Raw genomic sequence first — 24,866 nt, forward strand, 5'->3', positions numbered from 1 at the left:
CTGCACGGATGTGACACAGATCAACTGTGCGACTTCCCACAGGCTAGTGGTTGTTCAACAATCCTGGCAAGAGATTGTCCAACAATTTGTAGGTGAAGGTCGCCGGTTCTCACACTGTGCGGCCCTTCAGCCCGGGCGCGGCAACCCTTGCCGCCCGTCATCGACGCCGTCAGGATGGTCGCATGTCCGAGTCCCGAACCTGTGTCATCGCCGGGGGAGGCCCGGCCGGCATGATCGCCGGGCTGCTGCTCGCTCGGGCCGGGGTCGACGTCCTCGTCCTGGAGAAGCACCATGACTTCCTGCGCGACTTCCGTGGTGACACCATCCACCCCAGCACCATGCTGCTGCTCGATGAGCTCGGACTCATGCCCCGCTTCTCCCGGATCCCCCACCAGCGTGTGGAGTCGGCACGGCTCCCCGCGGCCGCCGGGGGCCGGGTGACCTTGGTGGACTTCAGTCGGCTCAGGCACCCCTATCCGTACATCGCCATGGCTCCCCAGTGGGACTTTCTGGACCTGCTGGCTGAGGCCGCGGCCGAGGAGCCCGGCTTCGAGCTGCGCATGGGCACCGAGGTCATCGGGCTGCTCAGCGAGGATGCAGGCGACGACGGCGCCACGGCTCCGCCGGCGCAGGGCGGTGCCCCTCCGCCGCAGGCCCGCATCACGGGGGTCCGAGTGTGCGGGCCTGCCGGTGAGGAGGAGATCCAGGCCCTGCTCACCCTCGCGGCCGACGGACGCTGGTCCCAGGTCCGGCAGCAGGCCGGGCTGCCCGCGGTCTCCTTCCCCGTGCCGATGGACGTCTGGTGGTTCCGGCTGCAGGCCGACGGTGCCGCCCAGAGCGCGGCCGGGACCATCCTTCCCAGCTTCGACACCGAGCATCCGCTGCTGCCCATTCCGCGCGGGGACTACATCCAGACGGCGATGCTCATCCCGAAGGGCTCCGACGCGGCGCTGCGCGCCCGCGGGATCGAGGCGCTGCGTGAGCAGGTCTCCGCCGGACTGCCCGCGCTCGCCGACGCCGCCGCGAGGCTGCAGCTGGAGGACGTCAAGCTCCTGGAGGTGCAGATGGATCGGCTGACCCGGTGGTGGCGCAGCGGGCTGCTCTGTGTGGGTGACGCCGCCCATGCGATGTCCCCGGTCGGGGGTGTGGGGGTGAACCTGGCCGTCCAGGATGGAGTGGCCGCCGCGACCAGGCTGGCACACCCGCTGCGGGAGGGGACGATCAGCGATCGCGACGTGGCCGCCGTCCAGCGTCGCCGGATGCCGCCCACCCGTCTGACCCAGGCCGTGCAGGCTCAGGTGCACCGGGGCCTGGAGTCGATGTTCGCCCAGCATTCCCCGCCTCAGGTGCCGGCTCCGGTGGCCTGGGCGCTGCGTCAGGCCCCACAGCTCAGCGGCGTGATGCCCTGGGTCATCGGGGTCGGGGTGCGCCCGGAGCATGCCCCGAGCTGGGCCCGCCGCTGACGCTCACTCGATGGTCCGCCCGTAGCGTTCGAGGCTGAAGGCGCGCAGGCGCGCGACCAAGCCCTCCAGCGACTCTGCGGCGTGATGGCCGCGCCGCCAGGAGGCATGCAGTCGGATGTGCAGCGGCCGGTGGCTGTTCTCGGGGCCGGTGCGGATCCGTACCGGCACCAGGTCGAAATGCGGGTCGTCGGTGACCACGCCGGCTCCTCGCCCCGCCGCGGCCAGCGCCTGGGCGACCCTCCCGTGGCGGACCTCCAGCACGCTGCGTGGGGTCAGGTCGGCCAGGTCGAGCGCGGCGTCGAGAAGGCGACGGGCCTTGAAGTCCGCCGAGGTGACCACCAGCTGCTCCTCGGTGAGCTCCTCCAGGGTGATCTCCTCCCGGCCTGCCCAGCGGTGGGAGGCCGGCACATAGGCCCAGACCGGCAGCTCTGCGATGAGGCGGGTGTCGACGTCCTCACCCGGTGACTGCGGAGCGATCACCAGGTCATGGTCGGCCACCAGGCGGTGCGGCTGCTCGTCACCGCCGATCTCCACCACCGAAGGCACCGGATCCTCCGTGGTGAAGGTGGCCACGAAGGGCGCGACGACGTCGATCAGCGTGGTCCGGGGCGCGGCCAGCGAGACCTTGCGGAGCCTCCCGGAGGCGAGCCGGTCAGCGAAGTCTCGGGCATGGGCGTGGGCCTGCAGCACCGTGCGCGCGGTGCCCAGGAACTCGCGGCCCTCCGGGGTGAGCCGGAGCCGCAGCTCGCCGCGGTCGAAGAGGGTGAGCCCCAGGCTGTGCTCCAGGCTGCGGATCTGCCGGGAGAGCGCGGGCTGGGTGATGTGCAGGGCGTCGGCGGCGGCGGAGACGCTGCCCTCCTCGGCCACGGCCACGAAGTATCGGAGCAGACGAGAGTCCATGCCTACAGAGCATACCCTTCATCAAGGAGAGGCATTGGACGGCATGAGCAATCTGCGACACGATCACAGGGAGAAGATCTGCCCGCCCGGCCCCCACGACGTCGTCGCCGGCCGCCGTCCCTTCAGGAGGACCCCATGACCGCAGTGCCCCAGTCCCGCCACCTGGCCACCGAGATACCCGGCCCGCGCGCCGCCGAGCTGCTCGAGCGCCAGCGCGCCTCCGTGCCCGCCGGTGTGGCCTCCGTGATGCCGACCTTCGCAGCGCGCGCCGACGGCGGCATCATCGAAGACGTCGACGGCAACCGGTTGATCGATCTCGGTTCCGGGATCGCGGTGACCAGCGTCGGCGCGTCGGCCGAGCGTGTGGTCGCCGGTGTGCAGGAGCAGGTCGCCCAGTTCACCCACACCTGCTTCATGGTCACCCCCTACGAGGGATACGTCCGGGTCGCGGAGAAGCTCGCCGAGCTGACGCCGGTGGAGGGGGAGGCTCGCACTGCGCTGTTCAACTCCGGCGCCGAGGCCGTAGAGAACGCCGTGAAGATCGCCCGTGCCTACACCGGCCGCCAGGCCGTGGCCGCCTTCGACCACGCCTACCACGGGCGCACCACGCTGACCATGGCGCTGACCTCGAAGAACATGCCGTACAAGCACAGCTTCGGCCCTTTCGCCCCGGAGGTCTACCGGGCCTCCGGCTCCTACCCGCTCCGTGACGGGCTCGACGGCGTCGCAGCGGCCGCGCGCGCCATCGACCAGCTGGAGAAGCAGGTCGGCGCCGAGAACCTGGCCGCCGTGATCATCGAGCCGATCCAGGGCGAGGGCGGATTCATCACCCCCGCCGAGGGCTTCCTGCCGGCCATCGTCGACTGGTGCCGCGCCCACGGCATCGTGTTCATCGCCGATGAGATCCAGACCGGCTTCGCCCGCACCGGCCAGTGGTTCGCCTGCGAGGACGAGGGCATCACCCCGGACATCATCACCACCGCCAAGGGCATCGCCGGCGGCCTGCCGCTGTCCGCGGTCACCGGCCGCGCCGAGATCATGGACGCCGCCCACCCCGGCGGCCTCGGCGGCACCTACGGCGGCAACCCGGTGGCCTGCGCGGCAGCCCTGGGCGCCATCGAGACGATCGAGGCCGAGGACCTGACCGCCAAGGCACGTCGCATCGAGGAGATCGCCGCCGGTCGGCTGCGTGAGGCCCAGCAGAAGGACCCGCGCATCGGCGAGGTCCGCGGCCGCGGGGCGATGCTCGCCGTCGAGCTGGTCGACCCGGAGACCGGGGCCCCCGACGCCGCCCTGACCGGCACCGTGGCCGCCGCCGCCCGCGCCGCCGGCGTCATCACCCTGACCTGTGGCACCTACGGCAACGTCATCCGCCTGCTGCCCCCGCTGACCATCGGCGAGGACCTGCTCACCGAGGGCCTGGACATCATCCTCGACGCGCTGGCCGCCGCCTGAGCCGGCTGCCCGCCCCACCCGCTTCACATCACCCTCTGGAGGACACCATGACCGAGTTCGAGGTCCGCAATCCCGCCACCGCCGCGGTGATCGACACCGTCCACGACCACACCGCCGAGGAGGCCGCCGCCCAGGTCGACGCCGCGCAGGCCGCCTTCGAGCAGTGGCGCACCGTGGCCCCGCGGAAGCGTGCAGAGATCCTGATGGCCGCCCACCGCGGCATGCTCGACGACGCGGAGCGGCTGCGCGACATCATCGTGGCCGAGAACGGCAAGTCGCAGGCCGACGCCGCCGCAGAGGTGGCCTACGCCGCGGAGTTCTTCCGCTGGTACGCGGAGGAGGCCGTCCGTGCCCCCGGTGAGTACGGGGTGGCTCCGGCCGGAGGCGTGCGCAACGTGGTCACCCGCCACCCCGTGGGCGTGGCGGTGCTCATCACCCCGTGGAACTTCCCGGCCGCCATGGCCACCCGGAAGATCGCTCCGGCGCTGGCCGCCGGCTGCACCGTGCTGCTCAAGCCCGCCAGCGAGACCCCGCTGACCGCCCTGGCGATCGCCGAGATCCTCCAGCAGGCCGGCGTGCCGGAGGGCGCGGTCCAGGTGGCAGCATCCTCCAGCGCCTCGACGGTGGTCTCGGCCTGGCTGGCCGACGACCGGGTGCGCAAGCTCTCCTTCACCGGCTCCACCGGGGTGGGCCGTCGGCTGCTGGCCCAGTGCGCCGAGCGAGTGGTCAACACCTCCATGGAGCTGGGCGGCAACGCGCCGTTCATCGTGACAGCCGACGCCGACGTCGAGGCCGCCGTTGAGGGGGCGATGGTCGCGAAGTTCCGCAACTCCGGGCAGGCCTGCACCGCGGCGAACCGCTTCTACGTGCACGCCGACGTCGCCGAGGAGTTCATCGCCGCCTTCGGACGGCGCATCGAACAGCTGACGGTCGGCGACCCGGCCGCCGGTGCGGCCATCGGCCCGGTGATCCACGCGAAGGCGGCCGCCGAGATCCGGGATCTGATCGACGGCGCCGTGGCCGCCGGGGCACGCATCGCGCATCAGGCGGCGCTGCCCGCAGGCGAGGGTGCCGCAGGCCTGGACCAGGAGGCCTTCGTGGCTCCCACCCTGCTGGCAGACGTCCCGGCCGACGCGGCCATCCTCAGCGAGGAGATCTTCGGCCCGGTGGCTCCGGTGGTGGTCTACACCGACCAGGACGAGATGATCGCCCGCGCCAACGACTCCGAGGTGGGCCTGTCCTCCTACGTCTTCGCCGGGAACCTGCAGCGTGCCATGCAGATCGGTGAGAGGCTGGAGGCGGGGATGGTCGGGATCAACCGCGGCATCGTCTCCGACCCGAGCGCACCCTTCGGCGGCGTCAAGCAGGCCGGCATCGGCCGTGAGGGCGGCAGCTTCGGCATCGAGGAGTTCACCGAACCGCAGTACCTGAGCGTCGACTGGTCCACGGTCTGACCTGCTGGTCCGATCCGCCGGACTGACCCGCCGAACTGACCGCACGTCCACGAGGGAGCCGAGACGATGACCGAGACCACCAGTTCCGAGACCACCAGTTCCGAGACCACGAGCTCTGAGACCACCCGTCTGGAGTACCGCACCCGGGATCCGCGCACCAACACCGTGCTGGAGACCTTCGACGTCCTGGAGCCGGCGCAGCTGGAGGAGGTGCTGGAGGTCGGCCACCAGGCCTTCCAGGACTGGCGGACCCTGGACATCGAGGACCGTGCGGTGTTCGCCCACCGCATCGCTGACCTGTTCGAGGAGCGACGCACGGACCTGGCCGTCATCGCCTCCACGGAGATGGGCAAGGCGCTGGACCAGGCGGACGGCGAGGTGCAGGAGTGCATCGACATCTTCCGCTATTACGCCGTCAACGGTCCCCACCTGGGCGCTGACGAGGTCATCAAGGAGATCGACGGGCGCCGGGCCGTGATCCAGAAGCGTCCGCTGGGGATGCTGCTGGGCATCATGCCGTGGAACTTCCCGTTCTACCAGGTGGCCCGGTTCGCGGCGCCGAACCTTTTGCTGGGCAACACGCTCCTGCTCAAGCACACGGAGTCGTGCCCGCGCTCGGCGCTGGCCCTGCAGCGGCTCCTCGACGACGCCGGGCTGCCGGCGGGCGTCTACCAGAACGTCTTCGTCACCCATGACCAGGTCGAGCAGATCATCGCCGACGACCGGGTCCAGGGAGTCTCGCTCACCGGCTCCGAGCGGGCCGGCTCGGCAGTGGCCTCCCTCGCGGGGCGGCACCTGAAGAAGGTGGTGCTCGAGCTGGGCGGCTCGGACCCGCACATCTACCTGTCGGCGGAGGACGTCGCCCAGGCCGCCCGCGAGGCGGTGGAGTTCCGTCTGGACACCATGGGTCAGGCCTGCACCTCGAACAAGCGGCTGATCGTGCTCGAGGACCTCTACGAGGAGTTCGTGGACGCGGTGGTCGAGGAGATCGGCGCCCTGGAGCCAGGTGACCCGCTGGAGCCTCGGCCGGGGCACTACTATCCCCTCTCCTCCGAGCAGGCCGCCGAGGGTCTGCACGGTCAGCTGCGGCGCGCCGTCGAGCAGGGGGCGCGGCTGCGAGTGGGCGGCGACCGGCCGGATCGTCCGGGAGCTTGGCTGCGGCCGGCCGTGCTCACCGATGTCAGCGAGCACACGGACGCCTACCGCCAGGAGCTCTTCGGACCGGTCCTGACGATCTACCGGGTCCGTGATGAGGAGGAAGCGGTACGCCTGGCCAACGACTCGTCCTACGGTCTCGGCGGCGCGGTCTTCTCGCAGGACCGGGCTCAGGCATTGCGCGTGGCCCAGCAGCTCGAGGTCGGCATGTCCAATGTCAACGTCGGCGGCTCCGAGGCCGCGGACATGCCCTTCGGCGGTGTGAAGCGCTCCGGGTTCGGCCGAGAGCTGGGACCGCTGGGGATGGACGAGTTCGTCAACAAGCGCCTGCTGAACATCGTCGACCCGGAGATTGCGGGGCGCGAGGGCTGAGACACCCCACCGGGTGCCGGTGAGGGTGCGACATGTCGAGGCGGGGGGGGGAAGCCCGATGACGTCTCCGGAGGCCTCCGTGCCCCATGACCTGAGTCGACCCATCCACGACGCGATGATGGTCTATCCGGGCGATCCCGCCGTCGTGCTGGGGCCCGGGCTCACGCTTGAGGGCGACGGCGTCGCCGTCGCGCGTCTGACCTGCGGCTCACACACGGGCACCCACCTGGATGCCCCGAGCCACACGGTGCCCGGGGGGCGGACGACCTCACAGATCCGGCTGGAGGAGCTCATCGGCCCGGCCCGGGTGATCCACCTGGAGGCTGGTCCGGGGCACCTGGTGGCACCGCAGGATCTGAGCCTCGGAGACGCGGAGCGACTGCCCCGCCGGGTGTTCCTGGCCTTCGGCTGGGACCGGTTCTTCGGCACGGAGCAGGCGCTGCAGCACCCGGGGCTGAGCGTGGAGGCCGCCGAGCTGCTGTGGTCGCGGGGGATGCGGGTCCTCGGCACCGATGCGCTGAGCCCTGACCTCACCGGAGCCGCCCTGACCGACCCAGCCTCGACCGACCCGGAGGCAGGGTTCCCCGTCCACGAGCTGGTGCTCGGCCGCGACGGGCTGATCGTGGAGAATCTGACCGGACTGCGCGATCTGCCGGCGGGGGAGCACCACGTGGGGATCTTCCCGCTGCCGCTGGCCGACGTCGACGGCGCTCCGGCGCGCGTGGTGGCCTGGCGGGGAGCTGCTCAGGGGCTCAGCGCCGGTGACCCGCCTGCGCCGCCAGCAACGTGAGCTGCTCCGGATCCTCGAGCGCTGATCCTACGGCCACGACGCTCACACCGGCATCGAGGAACTCTTGGGCGTTGTGGGCGTTCATCCCGCCCGTGGCCACGAAGTTCACGTGCGGGAAGGGGCCGCGCATCATAGCGAACCAGGAGGTCCCCAGCCACTGCGCGGGGAAGGCCTTCACCCAGGTCAGCCCGAGTGTGGTCGCGGCCTGCAGCTCGGTGGGAGTGGTGATGCCCGGGAGGAATGGCAACGACTCCTGCGCTGCGACGCGGACGAGCCCTGCGTCATAACCGGGGGAGACCAGATACTCCGCACCGGCCTCCTTGGCGGCGGGGATCTGTTCCTCGCGCACGATGGTGCCGGCGCCCACAGACCTGCCCCGTTGAGCGGCCAGACGGGAGACCTCGCGCAATGACACAAGGTCCTCGTCGGTCTGGAGGGGCAGCTCCACGGAGTCGATGCCGAGGTCCCAGGCCGTGGTGGCGAGCTCCATCGAGCGCTCCACCCCCATGCCGCGGAGGATGGCCATGACGGGGGCGGAGCCGAAGGCGTGGTCGAACCAGGTGTTCTCCACCGCGGAGGATGTCGAGGTCATGCGGATGCTCCTTCGTCCATGAAGTCAGTGGTGGTCTGCAGTGTCAGTGCGGCGCGGCGGTGTCCGGCCGTGAGCCGGGCGGAGGAGTCGCCGCCGTCGAGCAACGCCGCGAGATACCCGGCGGCGAAGGCATCACCTGCTCCCACCACTTCGACGACCTCGGTCGGGATGGCGGGCTCGAAGACGTGCTGATCGCCGGTGAATTCGGTGGCGCCGACGTCACCGTCCTTGATCACCAGGGTGGGCGTGCCGTCAAGGAAGTCGCGGACGGCTGCGGCCGTGCTCGTTCCCCAGAGCAGCTCCGCCTCGTCGCGGCCCACGAAGACGACGTCGGCCCGCCGAGCCAGAGCCAGGAGGGCCTGAGCGGCCTCCTCGCGCGGCCAGAGCGCGGCACGGAAGTTCACATCGAAGCTGACGGGGAGGTGGGCCTCCCGGGCGCGCGCCATCAGCCGGTCGATGAAGGCCGCCGCTGCCGCGGACAGTGCGGGTGTGATCCCTGAGAGATGCACCAGCCCGTATGGACTCAGGTCCAGGGCGTCGGCGTCGGCGGTGGAGAGCCGGGACGCGGCAGATCCTCTGCGGTGGTAGAGGACGCCGTGGCCTGGGTCTTTGAAGTAGACGCCGGTGGGGGCCTCCGGGTCGTAGATCACCGGGGTGAGATCCACGCCGCGAGAGGTGAGCGTATCCGAGACCCGCCGACCGAGCTCGTCGTCTCCGAGTCGGCTGAACCAGACGCTGCGTCGTCCGAGCGCAGCGAGGTGGGCGGCCACATTGGACTCGGCCCCGCCGACGTCGAGGGTGAACGCGGCGGCCGTCCTCAGCCGTCCGGTGCTGCTGGGGGTGACAAGAGCCATCGTCTCGCCGACGCACAGCACAGGAGAGGATGTCGTCGTCATGTCGTGCCTTCTTCCGGTCAGAGGCGTCCGGGGCCGATGTGGCCGCCGTGGAGCCTGCCAGGCGACTCAGGAGTTGCGGATGGTGTCCAGGTAGCTGTAGGCCGTGACCTTGGAGATGCCCAGACGTTGGGAGACCCGGTCCACGGCGCGTTTGATATGGAATGCTCCGCGCGCTTCAAGCCTGCGCAGCACGGCGATCCGGTCCTCCTTGACCATGACCGGCGGGGGCTTGCCGATCTCGGCGATGGCCGACTCCAGCATCCCGTCGAGGACGGCGTCGATGCTGGGGCCGACGATCTCCTCGGGCTCATCCTTCTGAGCGGGCAGGAGGGAGGAGATGATCGAGCGGACGTTCTCCAATGCGGTGAGGTCCACATTGATGCACAGTGCCCCGATCACTGAGCCGGCGCGATTCCGGTAGTACACCGAGGAGCAGTGCAGTTCGCGGCCGTCGGCCGTGCGACCGCGGTAGCCGAAGGCATCATGGTCGGCCTTCTCATCCTTGAGGAGCGTCAGGCCGCGGTCCGTGGAGGGGCCGCCGACTGGCCTGCCGCTGACGTGGCCGTTCTCGATGGCGTGGATGGTCTGGTCCATATCGCGGCGACTCAGATCATGAAGGACCACCTCGCAGTGCTCCCCGATGGTGACGGCGACAGCCTTCATCACCGGGGCCAACACCGCATGGAGCTCCTGGATGCTCTCGAACCGCGGCGAATCTGCCGTCACATCACTCACAGTCTTCCTCCCGGTTGTGCGCTGCCGCAGGGGTGTGTGTTCCGTAGGGTACCCCGTGGTCAGAGTCGCGACCTCGCGTTCACATGTAAAAGTTACATCAAGTGTATAGATTCTCGGTAAACCATGGGTTATGGTCGATCCCGGCACAGTGTTGCCCAGGACACATGGGCGGCCGACGACAGCACGGGAGGCGATGATGCACGACCGACAGCTCATCCGGGGCGGGGATCTTCTCGACGGCACCGGGCGCCGCCGCCGTCGCGCCGATGTCCGCATCGTCGGCGGACGCGTGGAAGAAGTCGGCGCCGACCTGCCCTCCGTGGAAGGCGAGACGCTGCTCGACGCTGCGGGCCGCCTCCTGCTCCCCGCGTTCGTGGACGTCCACTCCCATGACGACGCCGCCCTCTTCCGCCCTCGGGCGCTCGACCCGAAGCTCTCCCAAGGTGTGACGACCACCATCGTGGGCAACTGCGGCCACGGATGCGCGCCCTCCGTCGCCGGGGGAGGCCTGGAGGACTACGCCACCCCTGTGTTGGGCCCTTTCCCGGAGGAGGTGTTTCCCCGCTTCACCGACTACCTCGACGCGGTGGAACGTTCCGCCCCGGCACTCGACGTCATCGCGCTGGTCCCGCACGCTCCGCTGCGGGCCGGCGTGATGGGCATGGAGCAGAAGCCGGCTGATGCGGCCCAGCTCCGCGAGATGGCCGCCCATCTCGACGAGGCGCTCAGCGCCGGCGCGGTGGGCCTGTCATTGGGGCTGATGTATGCCCCAGGGAGCGCGGCGGAACGTGAGGAGCTCCTTGCACTCGCTCAGGTGGTGGCCCGCCGGGACAAGGTCCTCGTCGCTCACATCAGGAACGAAGGTGGCCGGTTGGAGAGCTCCTTGGACGAGTTCCTGGCCCTGGGCCGAGACGCCGGATGTGCCCTGCACGTGAGCCACCTCAAGGTCACCGGTGCCGCCAATTTCGGCACGATGCCTCAGATCATCGACCGTCTCGAGGCCGCCCGCGCGGAGGGGATCGATGTCACCGCAGACGTCTACCCCTACACCGCCGGCAGCACCACCGCCTCCACGCTGTTCCCCAGCTGGACGACCCGACGCGGCACAGACTCGCTTCTTCAGGTCTTGACCGATCCGGACGCCCGAGCCCGGGCGCTGGACGAGGTGCGCAGGCCGTGGGACGGCCCGTTGGAGAATCAGTTCACCTCGGTGGGGCCGGATGCGATCCTGCTCGCCGGGTTCAGCCATCCCGAAACCCGTGCGTTCGATGGTCGTGCGTTGGTGGACATCGCAGCTGAACGCGGTCAGGACCCCGCCGAGGCACTGGCCGATCTCGTGCTCTCGGAGGACGGAGTGCTCACCATCATCGTCCACCATTCCGACCCGCAGGGGATGCGGGAGGTGCTCTGCTGGCCCCACGCCTTCCTCGGATCCGATGGTCTTCCCCGAGAGGAGGGCTACGTGCACCCGCGGCTCTTCGGCACCTTCCCCCGCGCGCTGAGCACGTATGCGTGGCAGGACGGGCTGCTGCCCGCCGAAGCGGTCGTGAGGAGGATGAGCTCCGCCCCGCGGGCGCGGTTCGGCGTGCCCGGCGGGTCGATCGTCCCCGGGGCACCGGCGGACCTGCAGATCATCGACCCGAGCACCTACACGGACCGGGCCGACTACCAGAACCCCCGCCGGGAGACGCACGGACTCGATGCGGTGCTGCTCGGAGGTCGGCCGGTCTGGCCGCGGCCACCGGGAACGCCGGACGCTCCAGGCTCCGGCTCGGGGCAGCTGCATCGGACCGGTCCTGTGGCCACGTCGCTGCCGTCAGGGCGCACCACAGGCCAGTAGGCCGCCACACGTGAGGAGACACACGATGAACCAGCACGACACCCACCCGATACGAGCCGCCGTCCTGGCGGAACGCGAGGCGCCGGGCCCGCTCTCCAAATCCTCCCTGGGCGGCATCGGCCCCGGCCAGGCCCTGAACATCAGAGACGAGCTCCCGACGCCGATGCTCACCGTGGACACCGAGACAGTCGTCTCCAACATCGAACAGATGGCTGAATGGACGGCCGAGCAGGGCGTGCAGCTGGCACCTCACGGCAAGACGACGATGACGCCGGCCCTCTGGCGAGCACAGCTGGCCGCTGGCGCCGTGGGCATCACCGTGGCGAATTTCTCGCAGGCACGTGTGGCCGTGGAGGCGGGTGCGCCCCTGGTGGTGATCGCCAACGAGTTCCTCACCCCGCCCGGGCTGTCCTGGCTTCGGGGGGTCCTGGCGGAGGATGGGCCCGAGATCATGTGCTGGGCAGACTCAGTGCGGGCTGTCGAGCGGATGCAGAGCGCTCTGGGGCGCACTCGCCGCCGCGTCCAGGTGTGCGTGGAGGTCGGCATCGAGGGAAAGCGGGCCGGTGTCCGCCAGGACGGAGACGTCGGTGAGATCGTGGAGGCGCTCACTGGTGCTGAGGCGCTGGCCTTCGCCGGGTTCTCCGGCTTCGAAGGAGTGCTGCCTCCGGAGCGTATCGAGGAGGTCCGGTCCTACCTCCGACGCATGGCTCGTCTGTTCGAGGAGCACGAGGACAGGATCGAGGTGGATCACCCCGTGCTCACCGCCGGCGGCGGACTCTACTTCGACCTGGTGGCCGAGCTGCTCAGACCAGCCGCAGACTCCGTCGACGGGGGACGGGTGATCCTCCGTCCTGGCTCATACCTGCTCCATGACCATGGGCATTACGGTCGGCTGACTCCGGCTCGACTGCGCGGCTCCGGGCCGCAGCTGCGTCCGGCAGCCACCCTCTGGGCACGGGTGCTCTCCACGCCGGAACAGGGACTCGCGATCCTCGACGCCGGCAAACGGGACCTGGCCTATGACATCTCCCTGCCCCGACCGCAGCGGATCCACCGGGCCGACGGGCGCATCGAAGAGTTCACCCAGGCGGAGCTCGTGGACACCAACGACCAGCATGGCTACCTCGAACACGCCGACCAGGAACTCGAGATCGGCGACGTCATCGAATTCGGACAGTCCCACCCCTGCACGATCGCCGACAAATGGCGGGAGCTGCCGCTCGTCACCGCCGTGGAGCCGGGTCGGCTGCGTTGGGACGCCTCCGCCCGGACCCACTTCTGAACACCCACATCCCACCCGAAGACTCATCAGAGCATGTTCACCGTCACCACTGAAAGGACGACACTATGACCAAGAAGCCGATTATGACCCCTGAGGCCTGCCGTCCGGGAGGCCCGTATGCGCATGCTGTGCGCGCCGGCGACTTCGTGTTCCTCTCCGGGGCCACACCGCACCGGCCCGACGGAACCCTGGTCGACGGCGGCTTCGCCACCCAGGCCAAGGTCACCTTCGACCACCTGGCCGCCATCGCCGCCTCCGCTGACGCCAGTCTCGATCAGGCCGTCCGTGTGGGTGTCTACCTGCTGGATCTGGGCAACTTCGCCGGCATGAACGAGCTATTCCCGCAGTACTTCGGGGAGGGGCAGGTGGCCCGCACCACGTTGCAGGCGGATCTTCCCGGATTCGAGATCGAGGTGGATGCGGTGCTGTATTCGCCCCTCTCAGGCTCCGGGGGGTGACCGGCAGTGGACGTCACACCACACCCTGTCTATCTGGGTGTCTTCATCGGATTCGTCATCCTCATGCTGGTCGTCGGGATCCTGATAGCCCGGAGGACCAAGACGGGTGAGGACTTCCTGCTGGCCGGGCGGAACCTGACCACGCCGCTGCTGCTGGCGACCACGCTGGCCACGCTGGTGGGGACCGGCTCCAGTCTGGGCGCCGTCGGCTTCGGCTATGAGAACGGGTGGGCCGGGGCCCTCTACGGCATCGGCGGAGCCACCGGCGTGCTACTCCTGATGCTGCTCTTCGCCGGGGTTCGGAAACACGGCTTCATGACCTACTCCGAGGAGGTCAGCTTCTACTACGGGGCGGACCGGAAGGTGAAGGGCCTCGTCGCCGTGGTCCTCCTGCTGGCCAGCGTGGGGTGGCTGGGTGCGCACATCATGGGCGGATCCATCTACCTGACCTACCTCACGGGAATCGACATCGACCTGGCCAAGGTCATCGTGGCCCTCGGCTTCGGGATCTACACCGTGGTCGGAGGTTACCTCGCCGTGGTGATCACCGACGCCATCCAGGGGACCCTGCTCTTTCTGGGCTTCACCGGACTGGCAGTGCTGGCCGTCGTGACGTTGGGCGGATTCTCCGGCCTGGACGCCGCCTCTGGCGAGGAGGCCATGGGCTTCCTCGGCTTGGAGGCCATGGGAACGCTGCCGGCTGTGTCCTTCGCGGCCGTCATCGCCGTGGGCGTGCTCGCCACTCCCTCCTTCCGGCAACGCATCTACTCGGCCAGGAACACCCAGGTGGTGCGACGCAGCTTCCTCTGGGTGGCGGGGCTGTTCGCGGCCTTCGCTGTGATGCCCGCGCTCGTCGGCATGGCTGCCTACAGCCTGAACCCGGATCTGGCATCACCTGACATGGCGTTCCCCTACCTCGCCACGGAGGTCTTCCCCCTGGCGGTGGGAGCGTTCCTGCTGGTGGCGGGGCTCTCGGCGACCATGTCCTCCGGGGACTCCGATGCGGTGACGGCTGTGACGATCCTGCTGCGCGACGTCGTCCAGATGGTCACCGGTCGGATGCCGAAGAAGGAGAAGATGGTCCTGTACTCACGGGTCTCCCTGGTCTGTGTCCTAGTCCTGGCGCTGGCCGGAGCGTTGATCGCCGACACGGTCATCGGGTACATCACCACGATGATCTCGACGATCCTCGCCGGACTCTTCGTGGCCTCCGTGCTGGGGCGGTTCTGGTCCCGTTCCACCTGGCAGGGTGGAATGGCGGCGATCGTGGCCGGCTCCGCCACGTCCCTCATCGTGCAGGCCAACGCCACCTGGAGCGAGTTCTGGGGGAGCCCGGTGTTCCCCTCCCTCGCCGTGGCCACGGCGGCCTGCGTGCTGGTCAGTCTGATCACTCCCCGGTCCCAGGTCTCCGAACAGGAGGCCCTGGACCAGCTCGCGGCGGAGCGGGCCCAGATCGACGTCGGCACCACCGTGCGGGCGGACGCTCCCTGACCCCGGCGCCCGGGCCTCAGCCGACGGGCTGAACCTACAGCCTGAATCGACGGCCCCGCGTGCTCTGCTCAGATCGCAGAGCCGTGGGGTCGTCGGCCCAGGAACTCGGCGAAGCGGTCGGCGTCGATGTTGCCGCCGGTGATCACGGTCAGCACCTTCTTGCCGTGCAGCCGGCCCAGCAGCTCGTGCCGGAACGCCGCGACGCCGACGGCGCCGGAGCCCTCCACCATCTGTCGGTGGTGCTCGGCCAGCCATGCGACGGCGTCGGCGATGCTGTCCTCCCTCACGCTGACGAAGCCGTCGACCAGGCGCAGCACGATCTCCAGGTTCAGCGTCCCGATGTCGCCGGGGAGCCCGTCCGCCCAGGACGAGCGGTAGGGGACCTCCACACGGTGACCGGCCTCATAGCTGGCCCGGAACTTCGCGGAGACCTCCGGCTGGACGCCGATGATCTCGATGTCCGGGTTGATGGCCTTCGCCGCCACGGCGATCCCGGATATCAGCCCGCCGCCGCCGACCGGGACGACGATCGCGTCCAGATCGGGGACCTCGAGCAAAGCCTCCAAGGCCACGGTGCCCTGCCCGGCGATGATGCGCGGGTCGTCGTAGGAGTGCACGTAGACGGCACCGCGCTCCTCGGCGAGCCGCCAGGCGTGGGCCTCGGCGTCGTCATAGGAATCTCCATGGACGATCAGGTCCGCCCCGAGACCGCGGGCTCCGGCCTTTTTGGTCTCCGGGGTGTTCTCCGGCACCACGATGGTCGCGGGCACACCCTGGGCGGAGGCGGCCCAGCTCAGGCCTTGGGCGTGATTGCCGGAGGAGGCGGTGACCACCCCGCGGTTTCGCTGCTCGGGACTGAGCGCGTCCACAGTGTTCAGCGCGCCCCGGACCTTGAAGGACCCGGTGAGCTGCTGGTTCTCCCATTTCAGCAGCAGCTCCGTGCCCGTCTGCGCGGAGAGCATCGGGGAGTGCTCGATGGAGGTCTCCCGGATCCGCCCGCGCAGGCGGCGGTGGGCGGTGACGACGTCGTGCAGGCTCGGCGGACGGTTCATGGGGCCTCGTTCTTCTTGGGGTGGCTTGTTCTCACTGGGCGGCTGGTTCTCACTGGTCGGATGGTCCCCAGTGGGGCGGTGCGGATCTCGGGCGGTGCGGGCGACGACGCCCCAGCCGCTGCAGGCGGCCGGGGCGTCGTCGGGGCTCTGGCTCGGCAGCCGGGACGATCAGTAGAACAGGTGCGCCAGGCCGATGATGATCGGCAGGGTGATGAGCGTGCGCAGCAGGAAGATCATCACCAAGTGGTGGAGACGGACCGGGATCTTCGAGGCCAGCAGCAGCCCGCCCACCTCGGACATGAAGATCAGCTGGGTGACGGAGAGGCAGCCGATGATGAACCGGGTCATCTCCGCCTCGATGCCCGCACCGATCACCGCCGGCAGCAGCATGTCGGCGAAGCCGATGAACAGCGTCTCCGAGGCGGCGGCGGCCTCCGGGACGCCCAGCAGCTCCAGGACCGGCACGAAGGGCGCGCCCAGCCAGGAGAACAGCGGGGTGTGCTCGGCGATCAGGACCGCCACCGTGCCCACGGCCATGATGATGGGGATGATGCCGACCCACATCTCCAGCACGTTGGAGGCACCACGGCGGCCGATGTCGCCGATCCGCGCCGTGGATGAGCGCTCCAGGGCGCTGTCCCATGCCCGGCGCAGGACATGGGCCCGCCCGCCGACGGCAGCTCCGGCGGCGTCGGCGTCGTGCGCGGCGTGGTCCTGCGCCTCGGTGCCCTGGGCCGGGACCCAGTCGGCGTAGCTGTCGCTGAACCGGGAGAGCGGCGGGATGCGCGGCATGATCATCGCCGCCGCGAGCCCGGCGACCACAATGGTGGCGTAGAAGGGCGCGAACATGTGCTGCAGGCTCAGGTAGCCCATGATCACGATCGTGAACGTCAGCGAGACCACGTTGAACGTGGTGCCCAGCACCGCCGCCTCACGCTTGGTGTAGTAGCCCTGCACATACTGCTGGTTGGTCATCAGCACACCGATGGTGGCGTCACCCAGCCAGGAGGCGAGGCTGTCGATCGAGGAGCGTCCGGGGACGGTGAACAGCGGGCGCATCACCTTGTTGAGCAGCACCCCGGCGAACTCCAGCAGGCCGAAGTTCAGCAGCAGCGGCAGCAGGAACCCGGCGAAGAAGAACACGGTGACCATGACGGCGGCGAGGCCGAAGATCAGGTCCCCGGTGTCCTCGCCCCAGAGCCACTCCGGGCCGAGCTGGAGCACCGTCATCAGTCCGAACACCAGGCCGAGCACACGCAGGCCGAACCAGACCGGGGTGGTCGAGAACAGCGCCCGCACGAGGTGGCGCTCCTTCCACGTCTCCGGGAAGGTCCGGTAGGCGAGGGTCCCGACGACTGAGACCGCCATCAGACCCACTGTCAGCCAGGGGAGAGCCCCGGCCAGTCCGTCCTGCGCGGCGCCGGCGAGGAAGGCCACCGGGATGGTGATCGAGCCCTCGCCGTCCGGGACGGGCACGACGAAGATCATGAGCCCCAGCAGAGAGGGGATCAGGAACCAGGGGACGGCGCGCTGAGTGGATGTCTGGGTCATGGTCGGGTCCTCACCTTGTGGTGGACAGCAGAGCGGGGGAGTCTGAGGTGGGCAGGGGCGGTGTCCGAGTGTGCCAGGAGAGCGCCAGGTATGCGGCGGCGCTGAGCAGGAACGCCGGGATGCTCGCTCCGACGGCCAGCGGCCAGACGTAGGTCCAGCAGTAGATGGACGCCGCACCGGCGACCCAGACGACGAACGCCCGCCAGTTCGCTCCGTGGCGGTACCAGTAGTCACCGCCGGAAGCCTCCAGGATGTCCCGGGTGTAGCGGGCACGGCGCAGCACATAGTAGTCGATCAGCAGGATGGCGAAGACCGGGATGAAGAACGCGCTGATCATCACCAGGAAGTCGGTGAACTGGTCCAGCAGGGCGAGCCAGGTCGACCCCAGCACCGAGATGCCGCCCAGCACCAGTGCCGTGGGCAGGAAACGGAACCGACGCCCGGCGCGGAAGCCCACCGCCGAGGTGGTCATGCCGTAGACGGCCATGGTGTTGGTGGCCATCACGGAGAAGAAGATCACCACGGCCACCGGTGTGCCGAAGCCCTCCACGAAGGCCACCGGATCGAAGGCCTCCGGCGAGCTGCCGGAGGCGATCAGGTAGGAGATTCCGGTCAGTCCCAGCAGCATCGCCAGCACGGTGGAGGTGGTGTAGCCCAGACCGGAGCCGACGACGCCGGCCCGCGGAGTGCGGGCGAAGCGGTTGAAGTCCGCCGAGAGCACCGTCCAGGAGATCGCCGTGGCGATGACGATGTCCAGGGCGGTGATCGAGGTCATCTCGGCCCCGGGGTCCTCGGGCAGCGCCTGGAAGTCCGTCACCGAGAAGGCAGAGAGCGCGAGGTAGAAGACGTAGCCCATCACGACCAGGATGAAGACCGCCAGCCACGGCTCCACCTTGGCGATCCCGGAATGCCCGAAGATCGCCAGGGAGACCACGATGATCTCGCAGACCACCGACCACAGCACCGGGTTGGACCAGCCGGTGAAGCCTGAGACCAGATGGTCCACCGTGATGCCGGCCAGCATGGCCTGCACCCAGCTCCATCCCATGAGCACCACGACGTTGGCGGCCACCGTCAGCATGGATCCGCGCAGCCCGAACGGCCCCCGGGTCAGCGCCATGGTGGCCAGTCCGGTGCGGGTGCCGATGGCGCCGACGGCGGTCAGCACCGCCGCGCCGACCAGCGTGCCGATCAGGATCGCGGTGGCCGCAGCCCCGTAGCCGATGCCCGGCACGAACAGGGTGCCGGTCAGCATGGTGGTGACCACCAGGTTGGCGGCCAGCCAGATCATGAAGATCCGGCGGCCGGAGAGGTGACCGGTGACCGGGTGGCCGGTCTCGGAGTGCGTCTCGAGGTGCTGGTCCAGGCGGCGGTAGAGGTTCATGGGATCAGTCTCGCTGGGTGTTCTCGAGCTGGGTGTTCTCGAGCTGGATGTTCTTGGACCGGCCCATCGCGGAGATCAGCTCGTAGACCACGTGGCTGGCCGCGACCGCGGTCAGTTGGGCGTGGTCATAGGCGGGGGCCACCTCGACGACGTCGGCGCCGACGATGTTCAGGTCCGAGAGCGCGCGGATGATCCGCAGCAGCTCGCGGGAGGTCATGCCGCCGGCCTCCGGGGTGCCGGTGCCGGGGGCATGGGCCGGGTCGAGGACGTCGATGTCAATGGAGATGTACACCGGGCGGTCGCCGAGCCGGGCCCGCAGCCGCTCGACGGCGGCGGGCACCCCGTGCTCCTCGATGAAGTCGGTGGTGGTGATCTCGAAGCCCAGGCGGGCGTCGTCGTCGAGGTCCTTCTTGCCGTAGAGCGGGCCGCGGATGCCCAGGTGGGCGCTGGCGGTCAGGTCGATGTAGCCGTCCTCGGACGCGCGGCGGAAGGGGGTGCCGTGGGTGACCGGGGCACCGAAGTAGGTGTCCCAGGTGTCCAGGTGGGCATCGGCGTGGAGCACGGCTACCGGGCCGTGCTTCTCCGCCATCGTGCGCAGCAGCGGGTAGGCGATGGTGTGGTCTCCGCCGATGACGACCAGCCGGTCTGCGCGGGTGAGCAGATCGCGGGCGCCGTCGGCGACCTGCTGGACGGCCTCGTCCAGGTTGAACGGGTTGGCGACCAGGTCACCGGCGTCGGCGACCTGCTGGACCTCGAACGGGGAGATGTCCTGAGCCGGGTTGTACGGGCGCAGCAGCCGCGAGGCCTCGCGGACGTGGGAGGGGCCGAATCGGGCGCCGGGCCGGTAGCTGACACCGGTGTCGAAGGGTACCCCGGCCACGGCGATGTCGGCGTGGCCCACTTCGTGGAGCTCAGGCAGCAGGGCGTAGGTGGCGCGTCCCGCATAGCGCGGGGTCTTGGAACTGTCACGGGGGCCGACAGGGGTGTTCTTGGTGGAGTCCTGAGGTGTCATGGTGTCCTTTCGGGCGGGGGAGGCAGGAGGAGCAGGCTGCCCGGTGCAGGCAGGAGGGTGGTGGGGAGGCTTCAGTCCAGAGAGATGGGCTTGAGCTCGTCCCAGACGTCTCCCGGGCCGGGGTTCTGGGCCGCGGTGGTTCCGCCCAGGTGGTCCATCACGCCCCAGACGGCGTTGAGCGCGGTGGTGACGGCGCCGTCCGCCCAGCCTGCGGTGAAGGAGATGTCGTCGCCGGCGAGGAAGACGCCGCGCTGGTGCTCGGGCAGGTCCTTCTGGACGAAGTGGTTGAAGAGCCTCTCCTGGTACCGGTAGTGGCCCGGGAGGTTGTTCTTGAAGGCGCCCATGAAGTTGGGGTCCGCCTCCCAGGAGACGGTGATCGGCTGGCCGATGATGTGGGATCCGATGTCCAGGTTCGGGTAGATCTTGTGCAGCGAGTGCAGCATGAGCCGGGTGCGCTCGTCGGCGTCCAGCGGCAGCCATTTCAGGGCGTCGTCGTTCCAGGTGTAGGAAAGCAGGATCGCCGCAGGCCTGCCCGGCCCCTCGTCCAGCAGGTAGGTGGCCCGGGGGAGGCGGTCGGTCAGCGTCATGGACATCACTGGGCGACCGGTCTCGGGGTCGATGTCGCGCCAGAACGGGCGGTCGACCATGACGAAGGTCTTCGAGGAGAGCATGTAGTGGCTCTTCTCGATGGCGTTCCACATCTCCGGGTCGAACAGCTCCTCATCGGTGTCGATACGGGCCGAGAGCAGCCAGGACTGGCAGGTGACCACGGCGGCCGGGTAGGTGACGGTGCGTCCCCACTTCTCGGTGATGGTGACCCCGCCGGCGGGCAGGGAGTCGTCCTCGCCGCGGTGGATGCCGATGACCGCGCCGCGGGGCGCGCCGCTGTGCAGCGACTCCAGGGACGTGCCCTGCGGCCAGTGGACGATGTCCTCCGGTGCGTGGCGCCACAGCGATTCGGGGAGCCGCTGGGCCCCGCCGACGATGCCGCGATGGTCGTCGTCGGCGTCGGTGAAGACGACGCGCAGGACCTCGAGCACGGAGTTGGGGAAGTCGGTGTCCCAGCCGCCGGAGCCGAAGCCCACTTGGCCGAAGGTCTCGATGTGCTTCCAGCTCAACGCCTTGAACGCCTCGGAGCCGGCGACGAAGCCGTAGAAGGACTCATCGTCGAAGCGGGACACCAGCTCGTTCCAGAGGCGCTTGAGCTCGGCGGCGTCACGGTGACGGATGGCATCCTGGACGGCGTCGAGCTCGGCCTCGTCGCGCAGGGCCTTCTTCCAGGCCTCGGCGACGTCGCGGTAGAGCTGCGGCAGCTCGGCCTCGGTCTCGGCGTAGGTCGGCTCGGGCTCGTGCGCCAGATCGATGACGGTCGAGGGGGTCACCGGGGAGAGCGGGTTCGGGAACGCCCGGGTCTCCAGGTCCAGCAGGTCCACGTAGTGGTAGAAGGCGCGGCCGGTGGTGGGGAAGCGCATCCCGCCGAGGTCCACGACGACGTCGGGGGCGCCGTCGAAGGACTGGGACTTCAGCCGGCCACCGATCCCGGCGGCCTCATAGATCACCGGCTTCAGGCCCATCTTCATCAGCTCATACGCCGCGACGACGCCGGCCAGCCCGGCTCCCACCACGGCCACCTCGGTGCCGTGGGCCTGTTGGGGGATCTGCCCGAGGCCGGCGGCGCTGGCCAGGTAGTGGTCGTAGCTGAACGGGAAGTCCGGGCTGAGCATCGTCAGAGGCGGAGCGTCGGCGGGACGTTCGGCGGCGTAGGACTCGTCGTGCAGCGGGGTCGACATCGTCATGGGCGGATCCTTGGTCTCGAGCAGGTTCAGGTGTGAGCCTCACGGGCGGCCGTGATCAGGGTATCGAGCGGGTCTGACCCCGCAGAGGGTGGGCGGCGCGGGGCAGAGGAGTGTGAGGTGAATCTACTGAGATGGACGTCACAGGGCAAGGCTGGAAGAATTGTCTCACGCTGCATCTGATGCAGTTCTGTCCACTCATCGTCGCCAGCGTGCACCGTATGAGACTCAAGTGCGGCTATATGCTTCGTTTCTGTCAGCTTTCGCTGGCAGGGGATGGTTTCTCGGGCGGGATCCGGAGCTCAGGAGGGGAGACGGCATGGCGACGTCGATCGACGATGAGCTCATCGCTGCGCTGCAGGAGGACGGGCGGGCCAGCTATCAGGCCCTGGCCGAGCGGCTCGGGGCCCCGCGCGCCGTGGTGTCGGCGCGGGTGCGGGAGCTGCTGGACTCCGGGGCGGTGCGGATCGTGGCCGCGGCGGATCCGGCCTTCCTGGGGGAGAGCTGCCTGGCCCATGTGGCCATCACCGGCAGCGGTGAGCTCGGCGCAGTGATCGAGGAGCTGCGTGCCCGTGATGACATCCCTCTGGTCTCGGCAATCTCCGGCTCGCAGGACCTGGTGGTGGAGGTGCGGGCCGCCGACCATGCCGCGCTCTTCGAGGTGCTGGCCCACGTGCGGGCCTTTCCTGAGGTCGCGCGGCTGCGCACTGCCGTCTACACCGATGTCCTGCGCGGCTCCTTCATCTCTGACTATGGCGGGGGCGGACGGATCGACCAGATCGACAGCGAGCTCGTGGAGCTGCTGCGCCACGACGGCCGCACCAGTTACCGGGATCTCGCCCGGCAGGTGCGGCTCTCGCCCACGGCAGTGCGCAGCCGGGTGCGGCGGATGCTCGAGGACCGCATTCTGCGGATCAGCGCCGTGGTCACCCACAGCGCCCAGGCGCGCCGGGTGAAGGTCGGCGTCGGACTCCACCTCGGTGGGGACGACCGCTCGGTGGCCCAGCGCCTGATGGGCTACCCGGAGACGGAGTTCGCCGCGTTCAGCGTGGGCCCCTTCGACCTGATCGCGACGCTGGCGTCCTCCGTGCCTGCGGATGTCTTCGCCCGGCTCGACGACCTCAAGGGTCTCGCCGGGGTGACAGGCATGGAGACTTGGTTCCACCTGCAGACGCTCAAGGAGGACTACTCCCGCGCGATCTGAACGCCGCTGAGCTGTTGCCTCCGATTTTCAATCTCTCACCGGAGGCGATGTCTCGGTGGGGAGTCAGTCCAGTCAGTCCTCTGGGGAGTGGGCGAGGCTCCAGGCCCGCAGGGCCAGATGCACGTCCAGGTGGCGCGGGGCACGATCCCAGCCTTCCCCGAGCACCCGGCGGATCGACTGGAGCCGCTGTTTGACCGTGCTGCGGTGCAGGAACAGAGCCTCGGCGGTCCGATCGATGCGTCGGTCGGTCTCGAAGTAGGTGGCCGCCGTGCGGGTCAGCTCGGTCCCGCGCTGGGCGTCATGGGCCACCAGCGGGGAGATCGGCACGGTCAGGTCGATCGGTTCGCCCCGGGCGTCGGACTGCTCGGCGGCATGGACGACGGCGCCCACGAGCCCGACGTCGTCGGCATCCACCAGCCCCTCCCGGCCGCCTAGGCGCATCGCCGCCAGCGCCATCTGGGCGATCCTGTGGTGACGCGGGAGCGCCCGCACCGAGGACATCGGCCCGGACCAGGTGCCGCGCACCGTCAGCCCCTGCTCGGAGATCCGGCTCAGCGCGGCCTCGACCCAGCGCTGCTCGTCGAAGATCACGCACAGCTGGTCGCCGAGCGGCGCCGCCAGGCGGGTGCCGGGCAGGCCACGGATCAGCCGGCGCAGGACGGCGTCGGCGTCCTTGCCCGGGGCGAGCACCGCGACCCACGCCGGGTCGTGGACTCCCAGATGCCAGCGCCGGAGCCGCTGCGCGAGCCGGTGCTCGGAGATGGGCCGTGCGGCGAGCAGCTCCTCGATGACGTCGAGCTGCTGCCGATGCTGCGCGTCCTCCTGGGCGCGGACGAACTGCAGGGCCAGGGCCATGTGGAGGGCGGCGTGGTCGAGCAGCTGCCGACCGGCCGGGTCCTCCGCCGCCTGCGTGGCCAGGAAGCCCATCGCCTCGTCACCGGAGCGCACCGCGACCACGGTGACGTCGAGCTCCCCGTCCTCACCGTCACGGCGGTCGGCCTCACCGTCCTGGTGCAGCGTCCGTCGGGTGCCGACGGCCTCCTCCAGCTGGGCGGGGCTGGGCGGCCGGCGGAGCAGCGGACCGGCGTCCTCGGGAGCCACGGCGATCTGCTCCCCGGAGGCGGACAGCAGCGCCACGGGAGCCCCGAGGGCCCGGGCAGTCAGAGTGAGGACACCGTCGTCGGTGGGGGAGCGCAGGATCTCGTCGAGGAGGTCGGCGTCGAACTCCATGACCTGGGTGCGGGAGACCAGCTCCTCCTGGCTCCGCTCGTGCTGACGGCTCAGCAGCTCCGCGTCCCGCAGTGCCCGGGTGTAGCGTTCCGCGTTGTCCAGGGCGACGGCGGCGTGCTTGCCCAGCGAATCCGCGGTGTCGATCTCCTCGGGGCTGAACACCCGGGAGGCGCGCTCTGCCACCATGAGGGCGCCGATGACCCGCCCGCCGATCAGCAGCGGGACCCCCATGATCGTCAGCACGCCCTCGCCGGCGACGATCTCATCGATGGAGTCCAGGTGCGGGATCGACTCGTCGCGCAGGTAGTCGGTGGTCTGGTAGGGAGCGACGCCGGTGGCCACCCGGCCCAGGATCCCGTAGCCGATGGGCATTCTCAGCGTCCGGTACTCGGTGGTGGCGACGCCGTCGGACTGCCGGATGTAGGTCTCTCCGGAGGGATGATCGTTGAGACTGATGTAGGCCATGTCGGAGCGCAGCAGGTGCCGGGTCCGCCGCACGATGGACTGCAGCACCGACTCCACGTCCTGCAGGCTGGAGAGCTCTGCGGCGGTGTCCAGCAGCGCACGAAGCAGGGCCTCCCGCCCGTGCCCCGGCGAGATGTGCGGCGGAGAGCTGTGTGGCGATGGCCCGTGCTCCGTGGGGCTCCGGCGGGCAGGATCCCGCGCCGCGTCTGTGTCCGTCATGGACACATCATAGGTGCAGAACCCTCCACCATGGCTGTGGCCGATCTGTCGTGCAGCTGATGTGATCGTTCAG

20 protein-coding genes are annotated in these 24,866 nt (G+C 69.6%); 10 read left to right on the forward strand and 10 right to left on the reverse strand.

The window, feature by feature from the left end:
• Window positions 1–182 precede the first annotated feature (182 nt).
• Complete coding sequence (locus HNR09_RS10795; protein ID WP_179542036.1) at window positions 183–1,463, forward strand: FAD-dependent oxidoreductase; 1,281 nt, start codon at window positions 183–185, stop codon at window positions 1,461–1,463.
• 3 nt (window positions 1,464–1,466) lie between these two features.
• Here HNR09_RS10795 and HNR09_RS10800 read toward each other — a convergent pair whose 3' ends face one another.
• Window positions 1,467–2,363: a LysR family transcriptional regulator gene (locus HNR09_RS10800; RefSeq protein WP_179542037.1), complete on the reverse strand. Its 897-nt coding sequence runs from the start codon at window positions 2,361–2,363 to the stop codon at window positions 1,467–1,469.
• Between the two features lie 135 nt (window positions 2,364–2,498).
• On the opposite strand from HNR09_RS10800, the gene gabT reads away from it, so the two are divergent.
• The 4 genes from gabT (at window position 2,499) to HNR09_RS10820 (ending at window position 7,589) form a co-directional block, all read left to right on the forward strand.
• Window positions 2,499–3,818, forward strand: a complete 1,320-nt coding sequence (gene gabT, locus HNR09_RS10805) for a 4-aminobutyrate--2-oxoglutarate transaminase (protein ID WP_179542038.1) — start codon at window positions 2,499–2,501, stop codon at window positions 3,816–3,818.
• Between the two features lie 47 nt (window positions 3,819–3,865).
• Window positions 3,866–5,272: an NAD-dependent succinate-semialdehyde dehydrogenase gene (locus tag HNR09_RS10810; protein ID WP_179542039.1), complete on the forward strand. Its 1,407-nt coding sequence runs from the start codon at window positions 3,866–3,868 to the stop codon at window positions 5,270–5,272.
• A 66-nt stretch (window positions 5,273–5,338) separates the two neighbouring features.
• On the forward strand, window positions 5,339–6,799 hold the full coding sequence (locus HNR09_RS10815) for an NAD-dependent succinate-semialdehyde dehydrogenase (protein WP_179542040.1): 1,461 nt from the start codon (window positions 5,339–5,341) through the stop codon (window positions 6,797–6,799).
• A 58-nt stretch (window positions 6,800–6,857) separates the two neighbouring features.
• On the forward strand, window positions 6,858–7,589 hold the full coding sequence (locus tag HNR09_RS10820; RefSeq protein ID WP_179542041.1) for a cyclase family protein: 732 nt from the start codon (window positions 6,858–6,860) through the stop codon (window positions 7,587–7,589).
• On the opposite strand, the gene HNR09_RS10825 is transcribed toward HNR09_RS10820, so the two are convergent.
• From HNR09_RS10825 to HNR09_RS10835, 3 genes are all read right to left on the reverse strand, one after another.
• On the reverse strand, window positions 7,552–8,181 hold the full coding sequence (locus HNR09_RS10825) for a bifunctional 4-hydroxy-2-oxoglutarate aldolase/2-dehydro-3-deoxy-phosphogluconate aldolase (protein WP_179542042.1): 630 nt from the start codon (window positions 8,179–8,181) through the stop codon (window positions 7,552–7,554). The genes HNR09_RS10820 and HNR09_RS10825 overlap by 38 nt on opposite strands.
• Complete coding sequence (locus HNR09_RS10830) at window positions 8,178–9,077, reverse strand: sugar kinase (protein ID WP_179542043.1); 900 nt, start codon at window positions 9,075–9,077, stop codon at window positions 8,178–8,180. The genes HNR09_RS10825 and HNR09_RS10830 overlap by 4 nt, the downstream gene beginning before the upstream one ends.
• A gap of 66 nt (window positions 9,078–9,143) precedes the next feature.
• Window positions 9,144–9,812 carry a PAS domain-containing protein gene (locus HNR09_RS10835; protein ID WP_179542044.1) on the reverse strand — a complete coding sequence of 223 codons (669 nt, stop codon included), beginning with the start codon at window positions 9,810–9,812 and terminating at the stop codon, window positions 9,144–9,146.
• Window positions 9,813–10,005: 193 nt separating this feature from the next.
• Between HNR09_RS10835 and HNR09_RS10840 the strand changes: the two genes are divergently transcribed.
• The 4 genes from HNR09_RS10840 to HNR09_RS10855 all read left to right on the forward strand — a co-directional run bounded on the left by HNR09_RS10840 (window position 10,006) and on the right by HNR09_RS10855 (window position 14,883).
• Complete coding sequence (locus HNR09_RS10840; protein WP_179542045.1) at window positions 10,006–11,652, forward strand: N-acyl-D-amino-acid deacylase family protein; 1,647 nt, start codon at window positions 10,006–10,008, stop codon at window positions 11,650–11,652.
• Window positions 11,653–11,677: 25 nt separating this feature from the next.
• Window positions 11,678–12,934 (forward strand): alanine racemase, encoded by a 1,257-nt coding sequence (locus tag HNR09_RS10845; RefSeq protein WP_179542046.1) that lies wholly within the window; start codon window positions 11,678–11,680, stop codon window positions 12,932–12,934.
• A 65-nt stretch (window positions 12,935–12,999) separates the two neighbouring features.
• Window positions 13,000–13,392: a RidA family protein gene (locus tag HNR09_RS10850; RefSeq protein ID WP_179542047.1), complete on the forward strand. Its 393-nt coding sequence runs from the start codon at window positions 13,000–13,002 to the stop codon at window positions 13,390–13,392.
• A 6-nt stretch (window positions 13,393–13,398) separates the two neighbouring features.
• Window positions 13,399–14,883, forward strand: a complete 1,485-nt coding sequence (locus HNR09_RS10855; protein WP_343047519.1) for a sodium:solute symporter family protein — start codon at window positions 13,399–13,401, stop codon at window positions 14,881–14,883.
• A gap of 68 nt (window positions 14,884–14,951) precedes the next feature.
• Here HNR09_RS10855 and HNR09_RS10860 read toward each other — a convergent pair whose 3' ends face one another.
• The 5 genes from HNR09_RS10860 to HNR09_RS10880 form a co-directional block, all read right to left on the reverse strand.
• Window positions 14,952–15,935 carry a threonine ammonia-lyase gene (locus HNR09_RS10860; RefSeq protein WP_179542048.1) on the reverse strand — a complete coding sequence of 328 codons (984 nt, stop codon included), beginning with the start codon at window positions 15,933–15,935 and terminating at the stop codon, window positions 14,952–14,954.
• A gap of 168 nt (window positions 15,936–16,103) precedes the next feature.
• Window positions 16,104–17,486: a YjiH family protein gene (locus HNR09_RS10865; protein ID WP_179542049.1), complete on the reverse strand. Its 1,383-nt coding sequence runs from the start codon at window positions 17,484–17,486 to the stop codon at window positions 16,104–16,106.
• Between the two features lie 10 nt (window positions 17,487–17,496).
• Window positions 17,497–18,870 (reverse strand): purine-cytosine permease family protein, encoded by a 1,374-nt coding sequence (locus tag HNR09_RS10870; protein ID WP_179542050.1) that lies wholly within the window; start codon window positions 18,868–18,870, stop codon window positions 17,497–17,499.
• Window positions 18,871–18,874: 4 nt separating this feature from the next.
• Window positions 18,875–19,882, reverse strand: coding sequence for an agmatinase (gene speB, locus HNR09_RS10875; protein WP_179542051.1), 1,008 nt, complete (start codon window positions 19,880–19,882; stop codon window positions 18,875–18,877).
• A 71-nt stretch (window positions 19,883–19,953) separates the two neighbouring features.
• The gene (locus HNR09_RS10880) at window positions 19,954–21,678 is read right to left on the reverse strand and encodes a flavin monoamine oxidase family protein (protein ID WP_179542052.1); all 1,725 of its coding nucleotides are present in this window, start codon (window positions 21,676–21,678) and stop codon (window positions 19,954–19,956) included.
• Window positions 21,679–21,994: 316 nt separating this feature from the next.
• On the opposite strand from HNR09_RS10880, the gene HNR09_RS10885 reads away from it, so the two are divergent.
• Window positions 21,995–22,879 (forward strand): Lrp/AsnC family transcriptional regulator, encoded by an 885-nt coding sequence (locus HNR09_RS10885; RefSeq protein ID WP_179542053.1) that lies wholly within the window; start codon window positions 21,995–21,997, stop codon window positions 22,877–22,879.
• A 72-nt stretch (window positions 22,880–22,951) separates the two neighbouring features.
• On the opposite strand, the gene HNR09_RS10890 is transcribed toward HNR09_RS10885, so the two are convergent.
• Window positions 22,952–24,793: a helix-turn-helix domain-containing protein gene (locus tag HNR09_RS10890; RefSeq protein ID WP_179542054.1), complete on the reverse strand. Its 1,842-nt coding sequence runs from the start codon at window positions 24,791–24,793 to the stop codon at window positions 22,952–22,954.
• Window positions 24,794–24,866: the final 73 nt, after the last annotated feature.

This window comes from Nesterenkonia xinjiangensis (assembly GCF_013410745.1).
Lineage (GTDB): Bacteria > Actinomycetota > Actinomycetes > Actinomycetales > Micrococcaceae > Nesterenkonia > Nesterenkonia xinjiangensis.